Annotated in this window: 22 protein-coding genes; 10 read left to right on the forward strand and 12 right to left on the reverse strand. The window is 39.9% G+C overall.

The window, feature by feature from the left end:
* Nucleotides 1-4 precede the first annotated feature (4 nt).
* The 4 genes from cyoB to ppsA all read right to left on the reverse strand — a co-directional run bounded on the left by cyoB (nucleotide 5) and on the right by ppsA (nucleotide 6,571).
* Nucleotides 5-1,993 (reverse strand): cytochrome o ubiquinol oxidase subunit I, encoded by a 1,989-nt coding sequence (cyoB, locus tag M5E07_RS07020; RefSeq protein WP_252223337.1) that lies wholly within the window; start codon nucleotides 1,991-1,993, stop codon nucleotides 5-7.
* 3 nt (nucleotides 1,994-1,996) lie between these two features.
* On the reverse strand, nucleotides 1,997-3,067 hold the full coding sequence (gene cyoA, locus M5E07_RS07025; RefSeq protein WP_252223339.1) for a ubiquinol oxidase subunit II: 1,071 nt from the start codon (nucleotides 3,065-3,067) through the stop codon (nucleotides 1,997-1,999).
* Nucleotides 3,068-3,365: 298 nt separating this feature from the next.
* Nucleotides 3,366-4,121, reverse strand: a complete 756-nt coding sequence (locus M5E07_RS07030; RefSeq protein WP_116759530.1) for an RDD family protein — start codon at nucleotides 4,119-4,121, stop codon at nucleotides 3,366-3,368.
* A 71-nt stretch (nucleotides 4,122-4,192) separates the two neighbouring features.
* Nucleotides 4,193-6,571 (reverse strand): phosphoenolpyruvate synthase, encoded by a 2,379-nt coding sequence (gene ppsA / locus M5E07_RS07035; RefSeq protein WP_116759528.1) that lies wholly within the window; start codon nucleotides 6,569-6,571, stop codon nucleotides 4,193-4,195.
* Between the two features lie 155 nt (nucleotides 6,572-6,726).
* On the opposite strand from ppsA, the gene ppsR reads away from it, so the two are divergent.
* Entirely contained in the window at nucleotides 6,727-7,563 is an 837-nt protein-coding gene (gene ppsR / locus M5E07_RS07040; RefSeq protein ID WP_116759526.1) for a posphoenolpyruvate synthetase regulatory kinase/phosphorylase PpsR, read from the forward strand.
* Nucleotides 7,564-7,689: 126 nt separating this feature from the next.
* On the opposite strand, the gene M5E07_RS07045 is transcribed toward ppsR, so the two are convergent.
* The 4 genes from M5E07_RS07045 to M5E07_RS07060 all read right to left on the reverse strand — a co-directional run bounded on the left by M5E07_RS07045 (nucleotide 7,690) and on the right by M5E07_RS07060 (nucleotide 10,746).
* Nucleotides 7,690-8,256 (reverse strand): NAD(P)/FAD-dependent oxidoreductase, encoded by a 567-nt coding sequence (locus M5E07_RS07045; protein ID WP_116759524.1) that lies wholly within the window; start codon nucleotides 8,254-8,256, stop codon nucleotides 7,690-7,692.
* A 180-nt stretch (nucleotides 8,257-8,436) separates the two neighbouring features.
* Nucleotides 8,437-9,441 carry an LLM class flavin-dependent oxidoreductase gene (locus M5E07_RS07050; RefSeq protein WP_252223341.1) on the reverse strand — a complete coding sequence of 335 codons (1,005 nt, stop codon included), beginning with the start codon at nucleotides 9,439-9,441 and terminating at the stop codon, nucleotides 8,437-8,439.
* Nucleotides 9,442-9,566: 125 nt separating this feature from the next.
* Complete coding sequence (locus M5E07_RS07055) at nucleotides 9,567-10,076, reverse strand: hypothetical protein (protein ID WP_116759520.1); 510 nt, start codon at nucleotides 10,074-10,076, stop codon at nucleotides 9,567-9,569.
* A 238-nt stretch (nucleotides 10,077-10,314) separates the two neighbouring features.
* Nucleotides 10,315-10,746, reverse strand: a complete 432-nt coding sequence (locus M5E07_RS07060; RefSeq protein WP_116759518.1) for a glycine zipper domain-containing protein — start codon at nucleotides 10,744-10,746, stop codon at nucleotides 10,315-10,317.
* A gap of 353 nt (nucleotides 10,747-11,099) precedes the next feature.
* On the opposite strand from M5E07_RS07060, the gene prfA reads away from it, so the two are divergent.
* Nucleotides 11,100-12,188, forward strand: a complete 1,089-nt coding sequence (prfA, locus tag M5E07_RS07065; protein WP_116759516.1) for a peptide chain release factor 1 — start codon at nucleotides 11,100-11,102, stop codon at nucleotides 12,186-12,188.
* The gene (gene prmC / locus M5E07_RS07070; protein WP_252223343.1) at nucleotides 12,188-13,000 is read left to right on the forward strand and encodes a peptide chain release factor N(5)-glutamine methyltransferase; all 813 of its coding nucleotides are present in this window, start codon (nucleotides 12,188-12,190) and stop codon (nucleotides 12,998-13,000) included. Before prfA ends, prmC begins: the two co-directional genes overlap by 1 nt.
* 115 nt (nucleotides 13,001-13,115) lie before the next feature.
* On the opposite strand, the gene M5E07_RS07075 is transcribed toward prmC, so the two are convergent.
* From M5E07_RS07075 to M5E07_RS07085, 3 genes are all read right to left on the reverse strand, one after another.
* The gene (locus M5E07_RS07075) at nucleotides 13,116-14,027 is read right to left on the reverse strand and encodes a bestrophin family protein (RefSeq protein WP_252223346.1); all 912 of its coding nucleotides are present in this window, start codon (nucleotides 14,025-14,027) and stop codon (nucleotides 13,116-13,118) included.
* Nucleotides 14,028-14,164: 137 nt separating this feature from the next.
* Complete coding sequence (locus M5E07_RS07080) at nucleotides 14,165-14,515, reverse strand: hypothetical protein (RefSeq protein WP_252223348.1); 351 nt, start codon at nucleotides 14,513-14,515, stop codon at nucleotides 14,165-14,167.
* A gap of 177 nt (nucleotides 14,516-14,692) precedes the next feature.
* Nucleotides 14,693-15,712 (reverse strand): AraC family transcriptional regulator, encoded by a 1,020-nt coding sequence (locus M5E07_RS07085; protein WP_252223350.1) that lies wholly within the window; start codon nucleotides 15,710-15,712, stop codon nucleotides 14,693-14,695.
* Between the two features lie 140 nt (nucleotides 15,713-15,852).
* Between M5E07_RS07085 and M5E07_RS07090 the strand changes: the two genes are divergently transcribed.
* From M5E07_RS07090 to M5E07_RS07120, 7 genes are all read left to right on the forward strand, one after another.
* Nucleotides 15,853-16,623, forward strand: coding sequence for a 3-hydroxyacyl-CoA dehydrogenase (locus tag M5E07_RS07090; RefSeq protein WP_252223352.1), 771 nt, complete (start codon nucleotides 15,853-15,855; stop codon nucleotides 16,621-16,623).
* An 81-nt stretch (nucleotides 16,624-16,704) separates the two neighbouring features.
* Nucleotides 16,705-17,841 carry an acyl-CoA dehydrogenase gene (locus tag M5E07_RS07095; protein ID WP_252223354.1) on the forward strand — a complete coding sequence of 379 codons (1,137 nt, stop codon included), beginning with the start codon at nucleotides 16,705-16,707 and terminating at the stop codon, nucleotides 17,839-17,841.
* 195 nt (nucleotides 17,842-18,036) lie between these two features.
* Complete coding sequence (locus tag M5E07_RS07100) at nucleotides 18,037-19,680, forward strand: AMP-binding protein (RefSeq protein ID WP_252223355.1); 1,644 nt, start codon at nucleotides 18,037-18,039, stop codon at nucleotides 19,678-19,680.
* 196 nt (nucleotides 19,681-19,876) lie between these two features.
* A complete protein-coding gene (locus M5E07_RS07105; protein ID WP_228157505.1) occupies nucleotides 19,877-20,347 on the forward strand; it encodes a Csu type fimbrial protein in 471 nt (156 codons plus the stop codon).
* A 32-nt stretch (nucleotides 20,348-20,379) separates the two neighbouring features.
* On the forward strand, nucleotides 20,380-21,105 hold the full coding sequence (locus M5E07_RS07110) for a fimbrial biogenesis chaperone (protein ID WP_252223357.1): 726 nt from the start codon (nucleotides 20,380-20,382) through the stop codon (nucleotides 21,103-21,105).
* A gap of 6 nt (nucleotides 21,106-21,111) precedes the next feature.
* Nucleotides 21,112-23,490 (forward strand): fimbria/pilus outer membrane usher protein, encoded by a 2,379-nt coding sequence (locus tag M5E07_RS07115; protein ID WP_252223364.1) that lies wholly within the window; start codon nucleotides 21,112-21,114, stop codon nucleotides 23,488-23,490.
* Nucleotides 23,481-24,494, forward strand: coding sequence for a Csu type fimbrial protein (locus tag M5E07_RS07120; protein WP_252223366.1), 1,014 nt, complete (start codon nucleotides 23,481-23,483; stop codon nucleotides 24,492-24,494). The genes M5E07_RS07115 and M5E07_RS07120 overlap by 10 nt, the downstream gene beginning before the upstream one ends.
* Here the strand turns inward: M5E07_RS07120 and M5E07_RS07125 are convergent.
* A complete protein-coding gene (locus M5E07_RS07125; RefSeq protein WP_252223368.1) occupies nucleotides 24,491-24,970 on the reverse strand; it encodes a Csu type fimbrial protein in 480 nt (159 codons plus the stop codon). The two genes, M5E07_RS07120 and M5E07_RS07125, sit on opposite strands and share 4 nt — an antisense overlap.
* Nucleotides 24,971-25,218 lie beyond the last annotated feature (248 nt).

Raw genomic sequence — 25,218 nt, forward strand, 5'->3', positions numbered from 1 at the left:
TGTCTTAGTCCTTCTTCAAGTATTTTTCAAGAATCGCATAGCGTTCGTTTTCAATGCGCTCAACTTCAGCAGCAGGAACATAGTAATCAACTTTCTTAGTGAAAGAGCTTACGATGAAGCTGATGATTGCAGCAACAAAGGTTACGACAACTAACCACCAAATGTGCCAGATTAAACCGAAGCCCATAACAGTAATGAACATTGCGATTACAAAACCAGCAGCTCGGTTTGTTGGCATATGTACATCTTCATAAGACGTTGGACGTGCATAAGCAACACCATTCTCTTTGTCATTCCAGAAAGTATCGATACCGCTAATTTTAGGAAGATGAGCAAAGTTATAGAACGGAGCAGGTGAAGACGTAGACCATTCAAGTACACGACCATCCCATGGATCGCCTGTAACGTCCATGTTGTCATGGCGTTGTAAGAAACCAACAATGATTTGCATTAAGAAACATGCAATACCAAGTGCGATTAATACTGCACCAAACAATGCAATTGCGATGTACGGATCCCATTCAGGGTTGTCATATGTATTCAAACGACGCGTCATACCCATGAAACCAAGGATATAAAGTGGCATGAATGCAAAGTAGAAACCTAAGAACCAGAACCAGAATGCTGCTTTACCCCAAGCTTCATTCAGCTTCCAACCAAACATTTTTGGCCAGTAGAAAATGATACCCGCGAACATTGCGAATACAACACCACCAATAATTACGTTATGGAAGTGAGCGATAAGGAATAAAGAGTTGTGTACAAGGAAGTCCGCAGGCGGAACAGCCATTAATACACCAGTCAAACCACCGATACCGAAAGTCACAAGGAAGCCAAGTGTCCAAAGCATTGGTGTTGTATATGTAATGCGACCTTTGTACATGGTGAATAACCAAGAGAAGATTTTCACACCAGTCGGGATCGCAATAACCATAGTCATGATACCGAAGAACGCGTTAACGTTGGCACCTGCACCCATGGTAAAGAAGTGGTGAAGCCATACAACAAATGACAATACTGTAATTGCAACTGTTGCATACACCATAGACTTGTAGCCGAACAACGTTTTGCGAGAAAAAGTTGATACAACTTCTGAGTAAATACCAAATGCTGGTAATACTAAGATATATACTTCCGGGTGACCCCAAGTCCAAATCAAGTTTACGTAAAGCATTGGACTACCGCCAAGCTCATTGGTAAAGAAGTGGAAACCGAAGTAACGATCTAGAGATAACATTGCAATTGTTGCAGTTAACACTGGGAATGCAGCAATAATCAGAACTGCAGTACAAAGAGCAGTCCAAGTGAAAATTGGCATATCCATCAATTTCATGCCAGGTGCACGCATTTTGATGATGGTAACAAAGAAGTTAACACCAGTTAAAAGCGTACCTAAACCAGAAATCTGAAGTGCCCAGATGTAGTAGTCAACACCAACACCAGGAGAGTATTCAATGCCAGAAAGAGGAGGGTAAGCCATCCAACCTGTAGCAGCGAATTCACCTAAAGCAAGTGAAACCATCATTAAGCCTGCAGCACCAGCGAATAACCAGAAGCTTAAAGAGTTTAATAATGGAAAGGCAACGTCACGAGCACCAATCTGTAAAGGTACAGAGATGTTCATTAAGCCAACAACAAGACCCATTGCTACGAAGAAGATCATAATTACACCGTGAGCGGTGAAGATCTGGTCATAGTGTTCTGGGTGTAAATAACCTTCACCGCCACCACGAGCGAGGAAAAGTTGTAAACGCATCATGATCGCATCTGCGAAGCCACGAAGTAACATGACTACAGATACCAAGATATACATGATACCAATTTTCTTATGGTCTACAGATGTGAACCATTCGTTCCACAAGTAGCTCCATTTTTTAAAGTAGGTAATGCCTGCAAAAGCAGCAATACCACCTAAAACCATCAAAGCAACCGTTACCAACACGATTGGATCGTGTGGAATCGAATCTGGACCTAACTTACCTAAGAAGCTCATGTCTTATTCCCCTACAGCCGATGAAGCAGGCTCAACTGCGGCATGTGCGTTAGCAGCAGCCCCGTGAGCACCCGCAGTAGCTGAATGATCAGCACCGTGATAGTTACTCATGTATTTGTTGATTACTGATTCAAACAAGCCTTTCTCAACAGAAGAGTAGTAAGTCACAGGATGTGGCTTAGTTGGATAAGGCTTCATTGCTTCAGCAGCAGCCTTTTCTTCAGGAGTAGTCGCTTTAGCGATAAGAACTTCGATCTGATGATGCGAACGGTTGCCATCACGCAAGGTTGCAAATTCAGCTTGGTCTAAAATACCTTTTTGAATTGCTTCAGGGTTAATTGAAGTACCGTTGCCTGCTTTCACAGCTGCGACCCAATCAGCAAACTGAGCTTCTGTAACTGAATGCGCACGGAAACGCATTTGAGAGAAGCCATAACCTGAGTAGTTAGAAGAGAAACCGCGGTAGCCTTCAGCTGGGCTAGTTTCATCTGCCAACAAATGCAGGTGAGTTTGCATACCAGCCATGGTATAAATTTGGCCAGAAAGTGCAGGAATGAAGAACGAGTTCATTGTGAAGTTAGACGTCAAACGTAAGTTCACAGGAGTTTTCTCTGGGAAACGAATTTCGTTAACAGTCGCAATTTCTTGTTCTGGATAGATAAAGATCCACTTAAACTGTTCAGCGATAACTTGAACGGTTAATGGTGCTTTATCAGAATCGATTGGACGGTACGGGTCATACTTGTGTGAACCCCACCAAGTTAACCAAGCTAGAATACCAATAATAATAACTGGAACACCCCAAACTACAATTTCAATAGCAGTTGAGTGTGCCCAAGTAGGTTTATAGTCTGCATCTTTATTCGACGAACGATATTTCCAACCAAACCATAATGCCATTAAGATCGATGGAATAACGACCAATAGCATTAAATAGATCGCAGTCATCATCAGGTCACTTTGACCTTGGGCAACTGGACCTTTAGAGTTTAGAAGTACCATATCACCACCACACCCAGTTAAGAGTGCAGCAATCGTTGATAAAGACAATACAGCTAAAATTGTTTGTCTCATTTTACAACCTCGGTGAAGAGTCCCATTCCCTAAATAATATGGGATAGCGATTAAAGTGTCGCATGATTGAGAATTTTGTTTTTGAATGAAAAAAATTCTCAAGCATGTGACACCGCTACGTTGTAGGGCATTATGCCTGATATCGTTAAACTAAGCTATATATAAAGTCGCTTTAAATGGCTGTTATAAAACCTGATTTTAGTGGTCGGAATTAGTTGTTTCAGTTTTTTTTTTATTGAAATATCAAACTTATGTGTAAAAAAGGGATGAACTGATCATCCCTTAATTTTAATCACGTTTATTGTTTTATCACGATGGTTTTTGCTAGTTTATCGTGCAATGTCTGTCGATTTTTTCCGAATGCGAATAAATAGTCGGCAATCGTAATAAATGGCATAAACAACATGTTCAAAATGATAAATACAATACTGCGTAACAGAAAGATTCGCGTTAAATTCACTTTCTCACCATTATCGGCATCTACAATTTTAATTCGCGTTAACTTTTTACCAATGCTTTGTCCAGACTTTGCTAGAAAGAATGCCTGTATTGCCAGCATAATAATGATATAGGCAAACATGGTTTGCCAAGCTTCGATTGGAATAAGCGTGAAAAGTTGCTGTTGCAATTGCATAGCTTGTGTGGATGTGTCTGCAGCTTGCATTTTTTGTTGAATGCTAGCTAGCTCATTCACCTGATTGGCGTTAAGAAAAAAAGAAGGGATTGCTGCCGCAGGCAACCAAAGTAATAAATCAATGATTTTTGCCAATGCGCGAATATTGACTGAGGCAAGTTCTGGTTTAGATACTTTACCTTCAACTTTGGTTTGGATAATTGTGGAGTTCTGTAACGGTGTATGTGTTGGTGGAACATAACCTGTTGGTGTATATACAAGTTTCCCTTGGGTTAATTCACCTAAAGCTTTCCATTCGGTCATACCTTCATGCCAAGCCAAATCTGTTAAGAGTACTTGTTGGCTGGCAAGCATTTGATTCAACTGTTCTAAAGTGTATGGACCAGCTTGTTGATTATTACGTGCCAAGTAAATTTGCATAAAAATAAAATCTCAAAAAATGAAAAGAGAAAAAAAGACCCAACTAATGGGTCTTTTTTTAACATGTTTTCTTAAGCTTGTTGAGCTTTTTCTTCAGCAAGGAAGAACCAAGTGTCTAAAACTGAATCTGGGTTAAGTGAAACTGACTCAATTCCTTGCTCCATCAACCATTTTGCAAGGTCAGGATGGTCAGATGGACCTTGACCACAAATGCCTACATATTTGCCAGCTTTGCGACATGCATGAATCGCCATTGAAAGTAATGCTTTAACAGCCGCATCACGTTCGTCAAACAGGTGAGAAACAATACCTGAGTCACGGTCTAGACCCAATGTGAGCTGAGTTAAGTCGTTAGAACCGATAGAGAAGCCATCAAAATGTTCAAGGAATTGTTCAGCTAATAGTGCATTAGTTGGCAATTCACACATCATGATTACTTTCAGGCCATTTTCACCACGCTTAAGACCATTCTGAGCAAGCAATTCAATTACACGTTTTGCTTCATTTACAGTACGAACGAATGGAATCATGATTTGGATATTGGTTAAGCCCATTTCATCGCGTGCTTTCTTCAATGCGCGACATTCTAATTCGAAACAATCGCGGAAATTTTCAGAAACATAACGGCTTGCACCACGGAAACCAAGCATTGGGTTTTCTTCTTCTGGCTCATAAAGCTTACCGCCAATCAAGTTCGCATATTCGTTTGACTTAAAATCAGACATACGAACAATCACAGGCTTGTCAGCAAATGCTGCAGCAAGTGTCGAAATACCTTCTACAAGTTTCTCAACATAGAATTCAATTGGAGAAGCATAACCCGCAGTACGAGCCAAGACCGCTGCACGAGTTTCACGAGGTAAGCTGTCAATATTTAACAAGGCTTTAGGGTGTACACCAATCATACGGTTAATAATGAACTCTAAACGCGCAAGACCAATACCTTCGTTAGGAATTTGAGCAAAGTCAAATGCACGGTCAGGGTTACCTACGTTCATCATAATTTTGAACGGAAGTTTTGGCATAGAGTTAATTGAGTTACGTTGAATTTCGAAATCTAACGAACCTTCGTAAATAAAGCCTGTATCACCTTCAGCACATGAAACAGTAACTTCTTGTCCGTCGGTTAAAACTTCAGTTGCATTGCCACAACCTACGATTGCAGGTACACCGAGTTCACGAGCAATAATTGCTGCGTGACAAGTACGACCACCACGGTTGGTCACAATTGCAGCAGCACGTTTCATTACTGGTTCCCAATCTGGGTCAGTCATGTCAGAAACAAGTACGTCGCCTTCTTGGACTTTATCCATTTCTTTAATAGACGTTACAATGCGTACTTTACCAGAACCAATACGTTGACCGATTGAGCGACCTTCGCAAATTACAGTACCTTTTTGCTTAAGTAGGTAGCGTTCCATAGTGCCGACATTTTCACGGCTTTTTACTGTTTCTGGACGTGCTTGAACGATATAGATTAGACCATCGTCACCATCTTTTGCCCACTCGATATCCATAGGGGCTTGATAGTGTTCTTCAATGATCAATGCTTGTTTAGCAAGTTCTTGAAGTTCGTGATCATTTAACGCAAATTGTTGACGTTCTGCTTTTTCAACATCAACAACAACAACTGATTTGCCAGCAGCACCTTCTTCGCCATACACCATTTTTTGGTGCTTAGATCCAAGATTACGACGCAAAATAGCATGTTTGCCATTTTTGAGAAGTGGTTTAGAAATATAGAATTCATCAGGGTTTACTGCACCCTGCACAACCATTTCGCCCAAACCATAAGAAGCAGTAATAAATACAGCATCACGGAAGCCTGATTCTGTATCTAGAGTAAACATTACACCTGCTGCACCAGTTTCTGAGCGAACCATACGTTGGATCCCCGCAGATAATGCAACAATGTCATGCGCGAAGTTTTGGTGAACACGGTAAGCAATAGCACGGTCATTATAAAGTGAAGCGAAAACTTCTTTGATCGCGATAAGAACATTGTCAATGCCGCGAATGTTCAAGAAAGTTTCCTGTTGACCTGCAAAAGATGCATCAGGTAAATCTTCTGCTGTCGCAGATGAACGAACGGCAACCGCAATATCAGGGTTGCCGTTTGAAAGGGTAGCGAAAGCGTCGCGAACTTCCTTTTCAAGTCCTGCTGTAAGCGGGGTGTCGACAATCCACTGACGGATTTTTGCGCCAGTTTCTGCAAGTGCAATTACATCATCAACATTTAATGCTGCAAGTTCCGCGTTAATTTTAGCGTTAAGGCCACTTTGCTCGAGAAATTCACGATACGCAGCAGCAGTAGTAGCAAAGCCCCCAGGTACTGATACACCTGCATTTGCGAGGTGGCTAATCATCTCACCCAGAGATGAGTTTTTCCCACCCACGAGCTCTACGTCGTGTTTCCCTAATTTTTCTAGACCAATTACGCGCGCTTCCAAAGTTGTTACTCCACTTTTGCAGTATTAATCACTATCTTGGCATGAATTTAAAACAAATCTACTTAGCTTTTTAATTTTACTAAGCGACAGTCATGTAAGATCAGTTTACTATAATGATTATATAGCACTTAGACAAATATTCGAGGGGAATTTTAATGTCAGAAGGTAAACAAATAAAGCGAAGTGTGTTTTTTATTTCAGATGGAACTGCAATCACAGCAGAAACGCTTGGACACTCTTTACTGGCCCAGTTTCCAAATGTAGATTTTGACATTCATATTATCCCTTATATTACATCTGAAGAAGCTGCTATGAATGTAGTTTCTGAGATAAATCAACGAGCTGAACGCGATGGGCAACAGCCATTAGTGTTCGATACTTTAGTTGATCCTTATGCGCGAGATATTATTAATACGGCCAATGCTGTGAATTTAGATGTGTTTGAAGGGCTGATTAGTAAGTTGTCTGAAGAGTTGGGTACACCACCTACAACTTTAGTCGGACAAACCCATGCGGTGACGGATTCTGAGTCCTATAAAGCGCGTATTGATGCGGTACATTTTGCACTGGATAATGATGATGGCGCTCGTACTCGTCATTACGACAAAGCCGACTTAATTTTGATTGGGGTTTCTCGTTCAGGGAAGACACCGACATGCATTTATTTGTCATTACAATTTGGAATTCGTGTCGCAAACTACCCACTGACGGAAGAAGATTTAGATGACAACCGTTTACCTTCTGTGTTGAAAGCGCATAAGCATAAGCTGTTTGGGCTCATGATTGATGCTGAGCGTTTGGTTGCGATTCGTTCTGAGCGTAAAGCCAATAGCCGCTATGCAAGCTTTAGTCAATGTCAGATGGAATTACGCGCAATTGAAGGTATTTATATCTCAGAAGGAATTAAATATCTGAATGTGTCGGAAATGTCGATTGAGGAAATTTCTACGCGTGTCTTACAAATGACGGGTTTAAAACGCCGAATTGGATAGTATTGAATTACGCCGCTATTCATATAAAAATTGAATGAAGTAATACCCAATTTAAATAATTAGATTGGGTGTTTTTTGCACTTATTTTCATTATAAATATGAAACTTCATTTGAAATAGTCTGCAATTATTGATGCAAATTCGTTGTAATAATTAAGTCGACAGGATAAATAGAGCCATCCACACATTCAATACAGCTTTCTGTAATTTTCTTGAGTGGCCAAGTAATAAGTTGACATTTCTCTTGTTGTAGGGCGTGATAATAATCATCAGATTTTAGAAATTCTTTCTTTTCACGCGTAATATTCGGGGTTAGTTGTCGTTTTAGCCAGTTGTCCTGAATTTGAGAATCCAAAAAACGCAGGGCTAAAATGCTTTTGATACGGGGATTGATGAGGCGCTTATTTTTGATGAGCAATGGATGTTGCATATAACGGCTATATCGTTGTTCTGACTGTGGAAGGATTAAGGCAGGTTGTATCTGAAAAACATGAACTGAACTTGATCTATTACGGATTTTTTCAAGTAATGTGGCAATTTTTTGATCGATTCCAATAATTGCAACTCTTAGCCCGATGCAGGTATCTAGGTTTAGTTTAGCTGATGTTCGTATTTGTCCTTTAAATATTTCATAATCTTGTGCTTGATGTTGAAAAATATGGCTGGAAGTATTCAGCTTACTAAATTGTGGCATGATTATTCCTTAATCATTTTTTATTGTCAGATTTTTTGTTTTTTAATTGAATATTAATTCATCTACTGCGTAAAGTTGATTCAGCTACTCGGCAGTCATTTTTGATAGATTGCTGCTATGGTAAATTCCAAAAGCCTAAGAAACATGCTCTTAGGCTTGATTGTGATTTAAATATTTGAATCAAATATTATTTTTAATGTCGATTAGATGGCTAAAGTTTGCTAAGCGTTTTTCAGTATCGTAAATATCACAGGTAAAAATAAACTCATCTACCTCATAGGTCTTGAGTAAATCTTCAAGACCATCTTTTACGGTTTGAACCGAACCAATTTGTGCTAAGGCAAAGAAGTTATTCACTGACATTTTTTCGACGGGTGACCATAGGTTCTGCATGCTTTCTACAGGGGGCTTAAGTTTTAGGCTATGTCCACGCATTAAGGCGAGTACACGTTGGAAGGCACTGGTCGCAAGATACTGAGCTTCTTCATCTGTGTCTGCAATGACTGTAGGCACGCCCATCGAAACATAAGGTTGATCCAAATATTCTGATGGTTGGAAATTATCGCGGTAAAGTTGAATGGCTTGCCCGAGCATTCTTGGTGCAAAGTGTGAAGCAAACGAGTAGGGTAGCCCCAAACGTGCCGCCAATTGAGCGCTAAAAAGGCTGGAGCCTAAAAGCCAAACAGGGACATGTGTCGATTGACCTGGCGTAGCGACAATTTTTTGATTTTCTTCAGGAGCCTTAAAGTATTGCAATATTTCCGCGACATCTTGTGGAAATTGATCTTCAGTTTCTTGGCGCCCACGACGTAAAGCACGCATGGTGACTTGATCTGTACCTGGAGCACGACCTAAACCAAGCTCAATACGGTTAGGATAAAGCGTGGCTAAAGTCCCAAATTGTTCGGCAACCACAAGTGGTGCGTGATTAGGGAGCATGATCCCACCTGAACCGACTTTAAGTGATTGCGTGTTGGCAAGAATATAACCGAGTAAGACGGCTGTCGCAGAACTGGCAATACCATCCATATTGTGATGTTCAGCTAACCAGAAGCGTTCAAAGCCCAATTTTTCAGCATGTTGAGCCAGTTCAAGAGCGTGATGTAGAGAAAAGGCAATACTTTTATCATCACGGACTGGTGCAAGTTCCAGAATTGAAAATTTGGTATTTTGTAGAGTAGGCATATCCAGACTCGAAAACCATATATCGAAATAATACGATATGAGAGTGTTTTTGTATATCGTTTAATTTCGATATATTGCTTGAGCGCAAAATAAAAGCATCCGAAGATGCTTTGTATTATGTTGGATTAATCATCCCAACGTTTTTTCTTGTAGTGACCTAAATGGCGTCCATTGTCATGACGGTAAGAGCGATCATTGTAACGTGCATCGTTATAGCGATAATTACGGTCTGAGCGATAGCCACGATTATCATAGCGTTCATCATCACGACGATCTTCAGAGACTTTTCGTCCTAGCGCTGAACCACCAGCGGCACCTAAAGCTGCGCCAACATAGCCACCATTGGTCCCTGCAACATTTTTACCTACAGTGTAACCCCCAGCACCACCAAGACCACCACCAATAGCGGCAGAAGTTCTATTTCGGCGATCACTCGCAGCAGCGGCACCACCAGCACCACCGACAGCAGCACCAATCATTGCACCTGTTGTACCACCCAGTTGTTTACCGATTGCTGTGCCTGCGACACTACCTAAGGCAGATGTTGCTGCAACGCGAGTACCATTATCGGCATAAGCGGTTCCCATCATGGTGGTCGCGATTAATGAGGCATAAATTACATGATTCAGTTTCATGACAAACTCCATTTTTTCATAGTGCTATGTGCTTGAGTTCAATTTAAAAGAGTTGAGCGGATTAAAATGAAGTGCTTTGTATGTGTACATGATGGTTTTGTCATGACTTTGTATTGCTTCTTCATAACAAATTCACAATTACAGTTTGATAGAAACCACTACTTTAATTTCAGATCTAACTTTTTAATTCAATATAAAACAAGCACCTAATGGTGCTTGAATGCTTGAACTGTAGGAATTAACGGTAGTGACGGTGACGTTTTTTCCATTTACGTGAAGACTTGGCTTTTTCTTCAGCTTTATCTTTAGAAATTTTGTTTCCTAAAGCAGCACCACCCGCAGCACCTAGTGCAGAGCCAATATAACCACCGCTAGTACCTCCCATGCTTTTACCGACGGTATAACCTGTACCACCCCCTAAAGCACCACCAATAGCAGACTCTGTACGGTTACGGCGATCACTTGCTACCGCTGCGCCACCCGCGCCACCGAGTGCGGCACCAATTGTAGCACCTGTAGTGCCACCCATACTTTTGCCAACAGCAGTACCCGCAACACTACCTAGTGCACTTGCTGCTGCAACACGTGTTGTACTATCTGCGTGAGTATTCATTGCTAACATTGAAGATGCAGCCAATGCGGTACTTAATAAAACGGCATTCAGTTTCATCGTATTCTCCATGTCCAAAAATGCGGACGAAATTTTTTGATGCGGCAAATCTAACAAAACGCATCGTCATAAATGTGGAGAGCAAGGCACTAAGTTGTGCTGTTCGGTGAGTGCTTTGTATGAGTTTGATTAAAATCGTTCATTTTATGGCTGATCAATCATTGCATGGGTAAATAAGCAACAACTTTTTAAAGGATAGAACAAAGTCAAAGATGAGCAAAGTGAAAGCTTCAGAAGCTTATTTATCAGCATAATAGATATGTCAATTAAAGGGCAGAATCGGTAAACTATGCTCAAATTTGAAATTATGCAGCCTAATTTAGACTGCTTGAGCTATTGAGATAGATTAAACAATGAAAGAATCGTTACGTTTGCGATTAGATCAGCTTTCTGACCGTCATGAAGAGTTAACAGCACTATTGGCTGATGCTGAGGTTATTTCGGATAATAAGCGTTTTCGTCAATTATCACGCGAACATAGTGATTTAAGTGAAATTACAGAAGTTTGGGCGAAGTATAGACAAGCAGAAGAAGACATCGAAACTGCAAATGCTATGTTGTCTGATCCAGATTTTAAAGAAATGGCTCAAGAAGAAATTAAGGAAAATAAAGCCATTATTGAACAGCTCGAAGCTGATCTTAATATCTTGATGATTCCTAAAGATCCAAATGATGCGAATTCGGCCTATTTAGAAATCCGTGCAGGAACGGGCGGTGATGAAGCTGCTATTTTCTCTGGTGATTTATTCCGTATGTATAGCAAGTATGCTGAATCGAAAGGTTGGCGTATTGAAGTACTTTCAGAAAATGAAGGCGAACACGGTGGTTACAAAGAAGTCATCTGCTTAGTGAATGGTGAAGGGGTGTATGGTCGCTTGAAGTTTGAAAGTGGCGCTCACCGTGTACAACGTGTCCCTGCGACAGAGTCACAAGGTCGTGTACATACTTCAGCGTGTACTGTTGCGATTTTGCCTGAAATTGATGTCGATACAACGGTTGAAATTAATGCGTCAGATTTACGTATTGATACCTACCGTGCTTCAGGCGCTGGTGGTCAGCACATCAACAAAACCGATTCAGCAGTTCGTATTACCCACATTCCTACAGGAACTGTGGTGGAATGTCAGGAAGAACGTTCACAGCATAAAAACAAAGCCAAAGCGATGGCTTTATTGGCTTCACGTTTAGAAAATGCCAAACGTGCTGCGGCAGATGCGGCAACCTCTGAAATGCGTCGCGATTTGGTGGGTTCGGGTGATCGTTCTGAACGAATCCGGACTTATAACTATCCGCAAGGTCGTATGACCGACCATCGTATCAACTTAACTTTATATAAGTTGGATGCTGTGATGGAAGGCGATTTAAACGAATTGCTTGATAGTTTGCATCGTGAATATCAAGCAGATCAGTTGGCGATGCTTGCACAGCAAAATGGTGGCTAATGAATATTGCACAGGCATTAGCCTTACGTGGAGAAGTGGAAAGTTATGAGCGTCAAGAGAATGCGTGGTTACTTGAGCATATTCTAAAAATTGATGCTTTTGATTTATCCCTCAAATCCGCACAAGAACTCACCGCAGAGCAAGAGCAAGTCTATGTGAATGGTTTGGCACGTATCGCAGCGGGCGAACCTTTGGCTTATGTTACGGGTTCACAACCATTTTGGACATTAGACCTGATCGTGACTCAGGATACTTTGGTTCCTCGTCCAGATACTGAAGTATTGGTAGAAACCGTTTTGCGTCTTGATTTGCCTGAAGACACACGTGTTGTGGATTTAGGAACAGGTACGGGTGCTATCGCATTATCATTGGCAAGTGAGCGCCCAAACTGGTCTGTCATTGCAACAGACATTTATGAACCGACTTTAGAAGTTGCCCTGCAAAATGCCGAAAAGCATGATTTAACACAGGTGAAATTCTTTTTAGGCAGTTGGTTTACTGCGTTGAATCGTCAATATTTTGATGTGATTGTGTCTAATCCACCATATATTGATGCAAAAGATGAGCATATGCTGAATTTAGCTGCTGAACCTGAACGAGCTTTGGTTGCGGACAAACAAGGCTTGGCGGATATTGAACATATTATTCAGCAAGGTAAAAAATGGCTAGCAGCACAAGGTTGGATTGTACTTGAGCATGGCTATGATCAAGGTGAAGCAGTGCGCAATATCTTTAAAGCGGCAGGTTTTAAAGAAGTCAAAACAGTCAAAGATTACGGTGGGAATGACCGCGTGACTTTAGGGCAACTTTAGTAATTATCCCATTTTATAGTTGTAAAATTAAAAAAGCACGACCCAATGGTTGTGCTTTTTTAATGTGGTTGATGGTACTTTAAAGAAAGCTACAGAGTCCTAAACGGTACAAGGCTTAAGTTAAATTATGATTCATTGGTTGAATTGCGGGAGGTAATTCAACTTCAAGTGATTCTGACATTTCTCGTTCGATTAAACGCACAATTGAATTTAATGGCAGATCATTGTCTTGTAATCCAAAAGGCTCTTCAATTTGTGCACTCAGTGCATCTAAACCTAAAAATAAATAAGCAATCAAGCTCACTAAAATTGGAGTCCAAATGCCTAAACTCGCTTCTAGGCTAAAGGGTAAAATAAAGCAGAAACAATAAACGGTACGATGTAAAAGTACTGAATATGAATAGGGTAAAGGAGTACTTAAAATACGATCGCATCCAGCCTGAATATTGCCTAAATCGACAATATGCTGATTTAAACTATTGTAAATAATGTCCGATATTTCTGCGTTACGTAATGCGAGGACTAAATCTTTTTGAATAGCTTCAAGCACATATTGCGCAGCATTAATTTTTTTGCTGAGTTGTTGCAACTGTGTTGAATTGAAATCCACTTTATCGTGATAAAACTCGAAAGATTGAGGTTGAGCTCTAAGACGATCGCGTAATAAGTGAGTAAATAACATGACGCGATACATCAAAATATTGCGACGTTCAGTACTGAGAACATGCGAATCACGAGAGATATGACGTGAATTTGCAATTAATGCCCCCCAGAGTTTACGTCCTTCCCACCAACGATCATAACAGGCGTTATTACGGAAGCTTAAAAAGATAGAGAGGATGATACCGAAAATGGTAAAGCCAATTGCTGGAACCGCAGGAATAGTGAAGTATTGATGTGAAGAGAGATAAACCAGAATCGCTGAAATCAATATGACGATTAATAGTGCAGGGAGTACTTTAGGAAGTATGGTGCCAGACCATGCGAAAAGTAATTTGAAACTATTATTTTTATCTCGAACAATCATTGATCTATACCATCTCTATCACAACGACAGTGTTCCATAGACAAACTGTGCTGTGCAAGAGACAGTGAAATCATTTATAAGAAAAGACGACATGAAAGTCGTCTTTTCTTATGGACCGAAATGTCTAAAATACGATTCTAAACTAAATAATCGACCGAAATTTCGGAAATCTCAACTTGGGAAAAAGCATCAATTTCTTCTGCCAAGCAGAGCGCGACAATTTTAGAGGTATGAGTAAGCGTTGTGCCTTGAGTCAGGTTCTCACCTGTTCGCAAGCACAGAATAGCTTCATCACTGAGTTCGAGTGCCTTCGCTTTTGCCATTGCATCATGTTGCGAAAAAAATTGGGCTATCACATTTTGTAGCTCAACTTCTGAAACATTGAGTAGGCTTTGACTAAAAAATTCATCCAATTCTGTTGGGGAGTTTAGAGAATGAGTAAAATTTTGCACGAGATTTTTATCTAGTACATCAATCATCTTAAACATAACGTTTACCTTTAAGTTAAGGTGATAAAACAGGAGGGGTACAGCCGAAAATAAGCATAAAATTATGCTTTAGAGTTGAGTGAAAAATATACTAATATGGCGCAATTTGCAATTCAATCTAGATGACTGAGCAGTAATAAAAAAAGCTATGGCTTTATCATTTCTCTGTGAGCATGCTTATTCTTTAGATTGACGATAAGCACCTGGACTCAGTCCAGTCCATTTTTTAAAGGCACGATGAAAAGCACTTGGGTCATGAAAATTCAGTTCATCGCTAATTTCATGTAAGGGTTTATCGGTTTTAGTTAAAAGTTCTATTGCTGTATCACGACGAATATCATTTTTTAATTGTTGATAATTACAGCCTTCACTATTCAGTCGGCGGCGTACGGTTGCTTCTGACATATTAAGTTGTTGTGCCAGTACATTCAGTTCAATCCATTCTGCGGGTGGGGCTTGAAGTAGATATTTACGTACTTGGGTACTGAGCGCATGTGGATTTTTAAAGCGAACCAAGAGATTGTGTGGCGTTTGTGAAATGAACTCATACCACGATTTTTTATCCTGTTTAATTTTAATATTTAAATAGTCTCGATCAAACTCGACGACGTTTTGCTGAGTAGAATAGGCAATATTGGAACAGAATCGAATATGGTAATCTTCATCTGTTAAAGGTTTTTCACACTTAAGTTGGATTGAATTGAGGGGAATACGTTGACTGGCTAACCAACACATTAAAGTATGAATTAACATCAGGTAGGTCGCATAACTAAACATGCGCTTTGGCTGCTTTTTATCATGAATAATAATACGTGCAACATGCTGCTCAAGAATTAATTCACTTTGGAAATCATCTAAAACTAGATTAAAAAACTTTAATATATCTTTCAGCGCTTTTTCAACGGTTTCACTCTGAATAACAGCTTTAGAAATAAATTGATAACTACCTCGCCGTAAAGCATGGTGATCCATACCAAAAAACTCATCGTTCATACGATTAGCCAGTTCAATCCAAAGTTGTGCATATTGTGAAATAGATACACGGGCTTTATTGGATTGCATTAATTCTGCGGGAATCCCTGCACTGTGTAAGATTTCCTGAATATTGAGTCCTTGATGATGCGCAGAAAGTACAGCTTCCTGTACCAAACTCATCGAAATACTGCCTTTATCGAAATTTAATTGTGGTTCGCGCATGTAAAAATCCAAATCGTTGGACATTCCACTGTCCAAATCCATCATTAATAATGCAATATTTGGAAATTGTACTCAAGCTTGACTGTGTTTACTCTGAAGCTAAAGTCGAGTATGAACTTTCAAAAAGATAGGACAGGGAAATGAAAATTCAAAATAAAGTTTTTGTGGTTACAGGTGGTGCTTCAGGTTTAGGTGCTGCCACAGTTAAATATCTGGTTCATGCCGGTGCTCGTGTTGCTTTTGTTGATATGAATCAAGAACTAGGCTATGCCTTAAAACAACATTTAGGGGAAAACGCGAAGTTCTATCCTTTAGATGTCACCAATGAACAAACCGTGAAATCTTTCTTTTTAAATGTAGAGCAAGATTTTGGTCAACTGAATGGCTTGGTGAACTGTGCTGGCATTGCGCCGTCAGCAAAAGTTTTGGGACGCGATGGTTTACATGACTTAGCAATGTTTCAGAAAGTTTTAGATGTCAATGTTAGTGGTAGCTTTAACATGATTCGTTTTGCTGCGGAATTGATGGCGAAGTATGAATTGAAAAATGATGAAGAAGATCGAGGCGTGATTATTAATACAGCCTCGGTTGCCGCATACGATGGTCAAATTGGTCAAGCAGCTTATTCAGCATCAAAGGGTGCAATTGTTGCTATGACTCTACCGCTTGCACGTGAACTGGCGCGTAACGCGATACGTGTAATGACAATTGCACCCGGCATTATGGAAACCCCGATGCTTAAAGGTATGCCACAAAACGTGCAAGATGCTTTGGGACAAATGGTGCCGTTTCCACCGCGTTTAGCCAAACCTGAAGAATTTGCAAGTCTGGTTGGGCACATTGTGGAAAATACGTATTTGAATGGTGAAGTCATTCGTCTAGATGGTGCGATTCGTATGGCACCGAAATAAAGCTAAATACGTGTATAGATAATAAGTTTGCACAATTTGGATGTGCAAAAGAAAGAATAGAAAATTGATAAGAGTATTTACATGATTTTAAATGATGAACAAAAAATGGTTCAGGAGATGCTGCGCGATTTTTCGCAGACACAACTGAAACCCACTGCGGCTGAACGTGATAGAACTGGGCAATTTCCTGCCGAAGAGTTAAAGCAGTTAGGTGAACTCGGTGCGTTGGGTATGACTATACCGCCAGAATGGGGTGGTGCAGGTCTGGATTATGTCTCACTGGTCTTGGCTCTTGAAGAAATTGCTGCGGGTGATGGTGCAATTTCTACAATTGTTAGTGTTCAAAACTCATTGCCATGTGGCATTACCTACAAATATGGTACGGAACAACAAAAGCAGAAATATCTAGCAAAATTGGCAACAGGAGAGTGGTTAGGCTGCTTTTGCTTAACTGAGCCGCAGGCAGGCTCTGATGCTGGGGCATTGCAATGTCGTGCAGAGCGTGATGGTGATACATGGGTTTTGAATGGAACAAAGCAGTTTATTACGACAGGCAAGCATGCGCAGTTAGCAATAGTTTTTGCTGTGACGGATAAGTCCGCAGGGAAAAAAGGCATTTCTTGCTTCCTTGTACCAACGGATACCCCGGGGTATATCGTGTCGCGAATTGAGGAAAAAATGGGGCAGCATTGTTCAGACACAGCTACTATTGTGTTTGAGGATTGCCGAATTCCTGTGGAAAATATATTGGGTGAAGAAGGTCAAGGCTACAAGATTGCATTATCCAATTTAGAATCGGGGCGTATTGGAATTGCGGCGCAGTCAGTTGGTATGGCTCGCGCGGCTTTAGATTCGGCCATTGAATACGCCAATGAACGTAAGGCTTTTGGAGTGGAGTTGGTACAGCATCAAGCTGTGGCTTTCCGTTTAGCAGACATGGCAACACAAATTGAAGCAGCACGACAATTGATTTTGCATGCTGCAAGTTTAAAAGATGCTGGACAGCCCTGTTTAAAAGAAGCCTCAATGGCCAAATTGTTTGCATCTACTATGGCAGAAAGAGTCTGTTCCGACGCGATTCAAATTTATGGCGGCTATGGCTATGTAAATGATTTTCCAGTGGAACGTATTTATCGAGATGTGCGTGTTAGCCAAATTTATGAAGGTGCATCCGATATACAAAGACTGTTGATTGCCCGAGAGATTACTCAAGGTTAAAACAGATTCGCACATTGAGACGTTGTGTTCTCAATGTGCATAAAACAGCAATCAGATTGATGGATTTGGAAATTGATGCATCCCTCAAGGCATGATTAGCTAAGTACAGATCACCCAATTTTAGAACAGATTGTGGAAAACAATAAAAGCTAAGCAACAAGGCGAGATGCTTTGTATCAGGAAGAGGTTCAAGTCATGAAGACGTTAGTAGAAGCCCATCAAGAATTTAGTCTTGAAAAAGCAATTCAAGATCATTTAGTTGGAACTCCGCAAGCCCTAAATGCTTATGTTGAATGTTGTGCACGTTATTTAGGACAACATAAAACGGCTTTAATCTGGGAAGGTAAACAAGGTGAATCACAGCGTTGGAGCTTTGAGCAGTTAAATGAAGCTTCAGGTAAATTGGCAAACTATTTCCTGCAATCTGGAATTCAGGCAGGTGATTGTATTGCAGGGCTTTTGCCACGAACCCCTGAGCTACTGATTACTGTGTTAGCGACTTGGCGTATTGGTGCAATTTATCAGCCTTTATTTACTGCATTTGAGTCTAAGGCAATTGAGCATCGTATTGAGGTTGCTAAAACAAAATTAATAGTCACCAATTCTGAACAACGGTCTAAGCTGAATCATATCCATATTGCTCAAATTTTGACTGTACATCGTGATAAACACAGCCTTAAAACCGATCCAGATTTCTGGCAAGAACTTAATGCGGAAGATGCAGAATGTCCTGCGGTAATGCGGCATTTTGATGATGATTTTTTGATGATGTTTACTTCCGGTACTACAGGTTTGGCGAAATCGGTTCCAGTACCATTACGTGCAATTTTAGCCTTTAAAGGATATATGACTCATGCTGTAGATTTGCGTGAAGAAGATTCTTTTTGGAATCTGGCAGATCCAGGTTGGGCTTATGGTTTGTATTATGGCATTACAGGTCCGCTCAGTTTAGGTCATAGCATTATTATGGATGAGCGCGCATTTAATGTAGATCAAGCCATTGAAGTAATTCAAAAACATAAAGTTTCTAATTTGACGGGTTCACCGACTGCTTTTCGAATGTTCTTTGGATTCAAAGAGAAATTTAATGCGTCAATTAAACAACATTTACGTGTGGTGAGTAGTGCAGGTGAACCACTAACGCCAGAAGTGATTCATTGGTTTAACCATGATTTAGACGTCAATATTTATGATCAATATGGCCAAACAGAACTTGGAATGGTCATTGCGAATCATCATGCATTAGCACATCCGAAAAAAGTGGGTTCTGCGGGCTTTGCCATCCCTGGGCATCGCTTCGCAGTCCTGAATGCACAGCATCAGGAAGTAAAACAGGGAGAGGTGGGGACTTTGGCAATCGACTGTTCTGAATCCGATTTATTCTGGTTTAAGGGCTATGATGGGCAGAATCGTAAATCTTTTGTAGGGAACTATTATTTGACGGGTGATATGGTTCAACTGAATGAGTTCGGTGGTATAGATTTTATTGGTCGTGATGATGATGTAATTACAACGTCAGGCTATCGTGTGGGGCCTTTTGATGTGGAAAGTACATTATTAGAGTGTGAGGAAGTTCTAGAGTCTGCTGTGATTGGCAAACCAGATCCAGAGCGTACCGAAATTGTGAAAGCCTTTGTTGTCTTGAAACCACAATATCAGGCAAATGAACATCTGAATCAAAAACTACAGCAATATGTCCGATCTCGCTTATCGAAACATGCTTATCCAAAAGAAATTGAATTTGTAGAAAACCTACCTAAAACATCGAGCGGTAAAATCCAACGTAATCTTTTAAAACAACAAGAGATTGCGTTGCAGCAAATACAACGCGCATGTTAATACTTTTTAAACTAAGTTAATTTTGCTCTTGCGCCCTTCGGGGCGTTTTTTTATATCAATGACTTTTTTTGGGAATTTAAAAGATATTTTTCATGTGGTTAAAATTTGTAAAAAGCCTTTACAGACAATAAATGAGCGATATAATGCCAAGCATTCTTGTATAACTGTGTCATAAGTCACTTTTTTGGGGTTGTTTATGAAAAAAATCATTCTTTCTTCAGTTATTGCTACTTTTGCATTTTCTTCTATTGCTGCACATGCTGCAGGGACTGATACAACTCAGTTTCAAGTCAAGATTACTGTGAATGAATCTTGTAAATTTACTTCTAAAGATGATGTTGAATTTAATGCTGTAGATCGATCAACAAAGATTGGCAGCACAGCAAAAGGTCAATTAAATCTGACGTGTACATTAAATACACCTTATAAAATTGCTTTAGCAGGTACGGGTGCTATGAGTAATACTAACGGTACTTCAGCAAGTAAAGTGCCGTATAAGCTATATCAAGATGCAGCACGTACAACAGAATGGGACACAACAAACTTACTTTCTAAAACTGGTAGTGGTAAAGACCAAACCATTCCTGTCTATGCTAAATTGGCAGGCGATACGAACGTTGAAGCGGGTAACTATGTAGATACAGTGGTTGCGACTGTAACTTACTAAGTAGAAGTGCAATAAACAGAGTGACGCAATATATGAACAAATTTATTCCAAGTATTTGTGCTGCGATTGTTTCACTTTGTTCATTCAATCTTTCTGCTGCGAGTTTGCAGGTTTCACCTATTTCAGTGACATTTTCCACAGGTGAAAAAGCCAAAGAGATTTGGTTAACCAATACCAGTGATCAACCGATTCGTGCACAAACACGAGTGCTCAGTTGGACACAAGAAGCAGGAAAAGACCAGCTAAAGGCTTCAAGAGATTTGGTCGCCAGCCCTTCAATTACTGAAATAAAAGCAGGCGATCGTCAATTGATTCGTGTATTAAGCATGAATGTGCAGAATACAGCGAAAGAGCAGACTTATCGATTACTGATTGATGAACTTCCGAACTCGAGTCATGATCATCAACAAACTGGATTGCAACTTTTATTGCAATATTCTATTCCTGTATTTGTTCAATCGACAGAAATTACACCATCTAAAAGTGGCTTAACTTCACTGAATCAAGTGATCTTTAATTATAATAATCAGAAGCTTAGTGTTCAGAATAATGGTAAAAGCCATATTCGCTTAAGTGAATTAAATTATATCAACCCAAATGGTGAAAAAATTCCGTTAATTCAGGGTTTGGTAGGATATGTTCTGAATGGTCAAACCATGCAGTGGAATATTCCATTTCATACACAAATGCAGCCCAAAGGTAAGTTTGAAGCGCGAATAAATACAGATGGTTTAGCTCAGACATTACCCATTCCATAATTGGTGATGAACAAATTTGTTTACCGTCGTGCTCTATGTCGAGCACTGTTATGTACTTCTTCATTATATGTACAAGCCACTCTGGCAAATGAGATACCTCAGCCTAGTTCCGATGTTGTTGATCAACAAGAACTCTATTTAAGTGTGGTATTGAATCAAGCATCTAGTTCAGTCTACGGACATTTTATTCAGACACCGCAAGATTTATTAATTTCTCGAGAAACACTACAGGAATTACAGTTAAGCATTCACGCTGCGGATGCTTTGGGTCACACAGGTTTTGTTGCTTTATCCCAAATTAAAGGGCTCACTTATCACTATAATTCAGCAGAGCAGCATATTGACTTAACCGTACCTATGGAAGTTTTGCAGGCAAATACGACCTCAGGTTATGAGCAAATTCCCCCTGCCAAAGTCAATCCTGCGCAGATTAAGCCAGGTCTATTGTTTAATTATGATCTTTATTCTCAAGCCACTGAAGATGTCTGGTCTTTAAGTGGATGGAATGAGTTGCGGTTATTTGGTGTGGGGACAGGGAATATATTCAGTATTTCTGCCAATCATGTTTATACAAAAACTAAAACGACCAATGAACTTTCAAGCCAAATTCTAGATACCTATTGGCAAAAAGATTTTGCTGATCAAGCAATTACTTTGACAGTAGGTGATAGCCAATCCCGTGCTTTAGAGTGGACACGTTCAACGCGTATTTCGGGAATAAAAATAGCTAAAAATTTCAATTTACAACCTTATCAAGTCACATCACCACTGGAGTCTTTTAAAGGTTCTGTGCTTGTACCTTCGACAGTCGATTTATTAATTAATGGTATACAACAAAGCACCAGTGATGTGCTTCCTGGGCAATTTGATATACAAGCATCACCCTCTATAACTGGGGCAGGCAATGCGCAGCTTTTGATTACTGATTTAAATGGTCAGCAGCGCGTCGTGAATTTCTCATTGTTTGGAACTTCGCAATTGTTGCAAAAAGGCTTATCTGATTGGGAGGTTAATTTAGGGATTAATAAACTTGATTATGCAGTTAAATCATTTAGCTATGGGGATGAACCTGTTGTCAATGCAACATTGCGACATGGTTTAAGCAATAATACGACTATTGAGAGTCATGCCGAATATTCAAGTGATGTTACTTTGGTGGGATTAGGTATTTTGCATCGTTTACCAAATAGTTGGGGTTTAATCAATGGGGCTTATAGCTCTAGTGAATTAAACCAAAAACTGGGGCAATCATATGCTATAGGTTATGAATGGAATAATCCTTATGTCAATTTTTCTCTACAGCATCAACAAAGCGATGGAGATTTCGGTGATTTAGCAAGCGCTCTAGGTTATGGTTATGTTAAACAGTCAGATCACGCTTTTTTGGGTGTAAATACAGATTATGGTCAATTTGGTGGGAGCTATGTAGCACAAAAAAATCAGAATTCTGAAAATGAATATTTGGTTTTTAACTGGTCATATTATTTTCCTTCCAAAAAATATTTAACTTTGAATATGACCCGAAATTTAAACGAGCAAGAAAATACCTTTTTTCTGTCTTTAAATATACCGCTAGATCGTCAAACCAATGCCACTTTAAATGCGCAACAGGACACAGATCAGAATAAGTTTTCTGCCAATATTCGTAAAACAGCAATACAGAACGAAGATGATTGGGGTTGGCAGTCGAACCTTGAGTTTAGTGATAACAACAACTATAGCTTGCAAGGGCAGATTCAGCGTGAAACGCAGAGGGGTGAATGGGATGTCGGTTTACAAAGCGCTAAGATTAATAACGAAGACTACACCACGGTGGTCGGTTCTGCTCGAGGCAGTTTGGTGATGATGGAGAAGTCAGTGTTCCCAATGCGGCAATCGCTTAACTCTTTTGCTGTGGTTTCAACCGACGGTGTTTCGGATATTCCAGTTCGTTTAGAAAATCGAGTGGTAGGTAAAACCAATCGAAAGGGTTTAATGCTCATCGATACTTTAAATCCCTATCAACATAATGATATTTCGATTGATACTTTAGATTTACCATTGGAATATAAAATTGAAACTACGCGTATAGATGCAGTGCCATATAACGCTAGCGGTGTGGTGATTCAATTTCCAATTTACAAAATGCGTGCTGTTCAATTGAGTGCAACTGATTTGCACGGTGTAGCATTAAAAATGGGCAGTCGTGTTTGGGTACAAGATACTTTGCCAGATTTGGCATCAACAGAACACACGATTGTGGGGCGTGACGGGATGATTTATCTTGAGAACCCTTCATCTCAACAACTCTATGTTGAACAAGATGGAGAGGTTTGTAAGGTGGTTTTACCAGATTTTAGTCAACAATACGGCTTTCTGGATATGGGGAACGTACAATGTCGCTAAGTCTTTTCTTTCAAAAAGCAACAATTCGTGCATTTGGTTTATATGGTCTATTTGCTGTCATAATTATTGTTGGTGCGACATTGTTGAGCCCTTCAGCGCAAGCTGCTTCAGGACGCTGCTGGTTGTCAGGTCCTGCCTTAAATTTTGGTTCCGTTTCGAGTAAAGGCAAAAGTAATTACACCAACTGGCAAGTAACGTGTAATCAATATGGACATAAACAAACGGTGAATGTTGCATTGTGCCCATATGCAACAGCAGGTGGATTGGGTTTACTCAATAACAGACGCTTGATGGTTAATTATTCCACTTGGCCACAGAGTTACTTATCTTATGACCTGTTTTATGATGCTGCTTTAACAAAGCGTATTGATACTAAAGCTGATTTATCAACGTTACAGTGCATTTATAAAACCATATCGGTCAATCAAAACAGCAAAGTCTTTGATTTGCCTTTATATGGACGGGTATATTCGGGTCAAAATGTGGCTGCCGGTAGTTTTAGGAATAATAATGATATTTCGGTCACGTTATTGTATGACTTCAGCGAAGAGAAACAGCCAACTACAGAAGATGTGATGGCAAAACAATCCTCGAATAAAACTTCAAATAGCCTAAGTGTAACTGCTAACTATGAAAATAGTTGTAACCTTATGACAGCCTCAGATTTAAATTTTGGTCATATTGATGATTTATCTAAAGGTATTACGAGTAGTACAACAGTAAATCTGTCTTGCCCACTCAATACAACATGGAAAGTAGGCTTGGACCAAGGTTTAAATTATGATGGTAAAACTCGCCGTATGCGAAATGGTGTAGATTACATTGCCTATCAACTCTATCAAGACGTGACTTATAAGCAGCCTTGGAGTAGTACAAATACTTCACAGGGTGTGGGAACGAATGGAGCACAAACCATTCAGATATATGGAAAAGTTCCACAAAGTACTTCGAGTGTTCCACCGGGTGAATATCAGGACACCATTACAGTAACCTTAACCTATTAATAGGTAATCACAGCAGTGACTTTGTCACTATAAACCCCAGCAGGTACATCTGTATCGGATTGATTTATTGTGCCCCACACTGGCAGGGTTTGTGTTCTACCTGTACCTATATTGCGATAAGCATTTTGAGTTTCAGCTCCCCAAAGGGTTGTACGATTGGCATCTTGATAAAGGTTGTAAGGAATGCTCATGTTATTTACCTCTTTTGAGGTCATTTTTCGTTGACTTTGTAATGCAATGTTATAAGGCGTGCCTTGGGTACACGTTACTGCAAGTTGAGTACTTTGCATATTGGGCTTCGATGTACGATTGACTGTACCAAAATCCAAGTTTGTTCCATTCGCTGTTTTGATATTACACATTTCTTTAATGGTAATGCTGACATTAAATGAAGTCGAGTCTTGTTGCGCAGCATAAATATAAACAGATGCGGCGGCCAAAGTACATGCGAAAAAGGCAGAATAATACAATTTCATAAAGTGCGACTTTTATACATTTATACGTTTTATTCCAGCATACCTGAAATATATAAATTCGTCTGAAGTTAAATCATGTAACTGTTCATATTCTAACTCAATGGTGCTTAGTGGATGGAAGAAATCACATATTCAGTGTGATAATACTTAGTCGCCAAAGCCAAGTTATCCCTTATAATCGCCCAGTAGTTATATAAAACTCTCAACGGAAGAACAGTGAACTTGGTATCTGAGAATGATCTGGAATT

The sequence above is a fragment of the Acinetobacter tibetensis genome (genome assembly GCF_023824315.1).
GTDB classification, from domain to species: Bacteria; Pseudomonadota; Gammaproteobacteria; order Pseudomonadales; family Moraxellaceae; genus Acinetobacter; species Acinetobacter tibetensis.

Bases quoted from the DNA above. Each gene is read 5' to 3' on its own strand.
- M5E07_RS07090 (WP_252223352.1), top strand. From the start codon at position 15,853: ATGAAAATTCAAAATAAAGTTTTTGTGGTTACAGGTGGTGCTTCAGGT.
- cyoA (WP_252223339.1), bottom strand. From the start codon at position 3,067: ATGAGACAAACAATTTTAGCTGTATTGTCTTTATCAACGATTGCTGCA.
- M5E07_RS07095 (WP_252223354.1), top strand. From the start codon at position 16,705: ATGATTTTAAATGATGAACAAAAAATGGTTCAGGAGATGCTGCGCGAT.
- M5E07_RS07085 (WP_252223350.1), bottom strand. From the start codon at position 15,712: ATGCGCGAACCACAATTAAATTTCGATAAAGGCAGTATTTCGATGAGT.
- M5E07_RS07105 (WP_228157505.1), top strand. From the start codon at position 19,877: ATGAAAAAAATCATTCTTTCTTCAGTTATTGCTACTTTTGCATTTTCT.
- M5E07_RS07080 (WP_252223348.1), bottom strand. From the start codon at position 14,515: ATGTTTAAGATGATTGATGTACTAGATAAAAATCTCGTGCAAAATTTT.
- M5E07_RS07055 (WP_116759520.1), bottom strand. From the start codon at position 10,076: ATGAAACTGAATCATGTAATTTATGCCTCATTAATCGCGACCACCATG.
- M5E07_RS07120 (WP_252223366.1), top strand. From the start codon at position 23,481: ATGTCGCTAAGTCTTTTCTTTCAAAAAGCAACAATTCGTGCATTTGGT.
- M5E07_RS07110 (WP_252223357.1), top strand. From the start codon at position 20,380: ATGAACAAATTTATTCCAAGTATTTGTGCTGCGATTGTTTCACTTTGT.
- M5E07_RS07075 (WP_252223346.1), bottom strand. From the start codon at position 14,027: ATGATTGTTCGAGATAAAAATAATAGTTTCAAATTACTTTTCGCATGG.
- M5E07_RS07050 (WP_252223341.1), bottom strand. From the start codon at position 9,441: ATGCCTACTCTACAAAATACCAAATTTTCAATTCTGGAACTTGCACCA.
- M5E07_RS07030 (WP_116759530.1), bottom strand. From the start codon at position 4,121: ATGCAAATTTACTTGGCACGTAATAATCAACAAGCTGGTCCATACACT.
- cyoB (WP_252223337.1), bottom strand. From the start codon at position 1,993: ATGAGCTTCTTAGGTAAGTTAGGTCCAGATTCGATTCCACACGATCCA.
- prmC (WP_252223343.1), top strand. From the start codon at position 12,188: ATGAATATTGCACAGGCATTAGCCTTACGTGGAGAAGTGGAAAGTTAT.
- M5E07_RS07125 (WP_252223368.1), bottom strand. From the start codon at position 24,970: ATGAAATTGTATTATTCTGCCTTTTTCGCATGTACTTTGGCCGCCGCA.
- M5E07_RS07045 (WP_116759524.1), bottom strand. From the start codon at position 8,256: ATGCCACAATTTAGTAAGCTGAATACTTCCAGCCATATTTTTCAACAT.
- prfA (WP_116759516.1), top strand. From the start codon at position 11,100: ATGAAAGAATCGTTACGTTTGCGATTAGATCAGCTTTCTGACCGTCAT.
- ppsR (WP_116759526.1), top strand. From the start codon at position 6,727: ATGTCAGAAGGTAAACAAATAAAGCGAAGTGTGTTTTTTATTTCAGAT.
- M5E07_RS07100 (WP_252223355.1), top strand. From the start codon at position 18,037: ATGAAGACGTTAGTAGAAGCCCATCAAGAATTTAGTCTTGAAAAAGCA.
- M5E07_RS07115 (WP_252223364.1), top strand. From the start codon at position 21,112: ATGAACAAATTTGTTTACCGTCGTGCTCTATGTCGAGCACTGTTATGT.
- M5E07_RS07060 (WP_116759518.1), bottom strand. From the start codon at position 10,746: ATGAAACTGAATGCCGTTTTATTAAGTACCGCATTGGCTGCATCTTCA.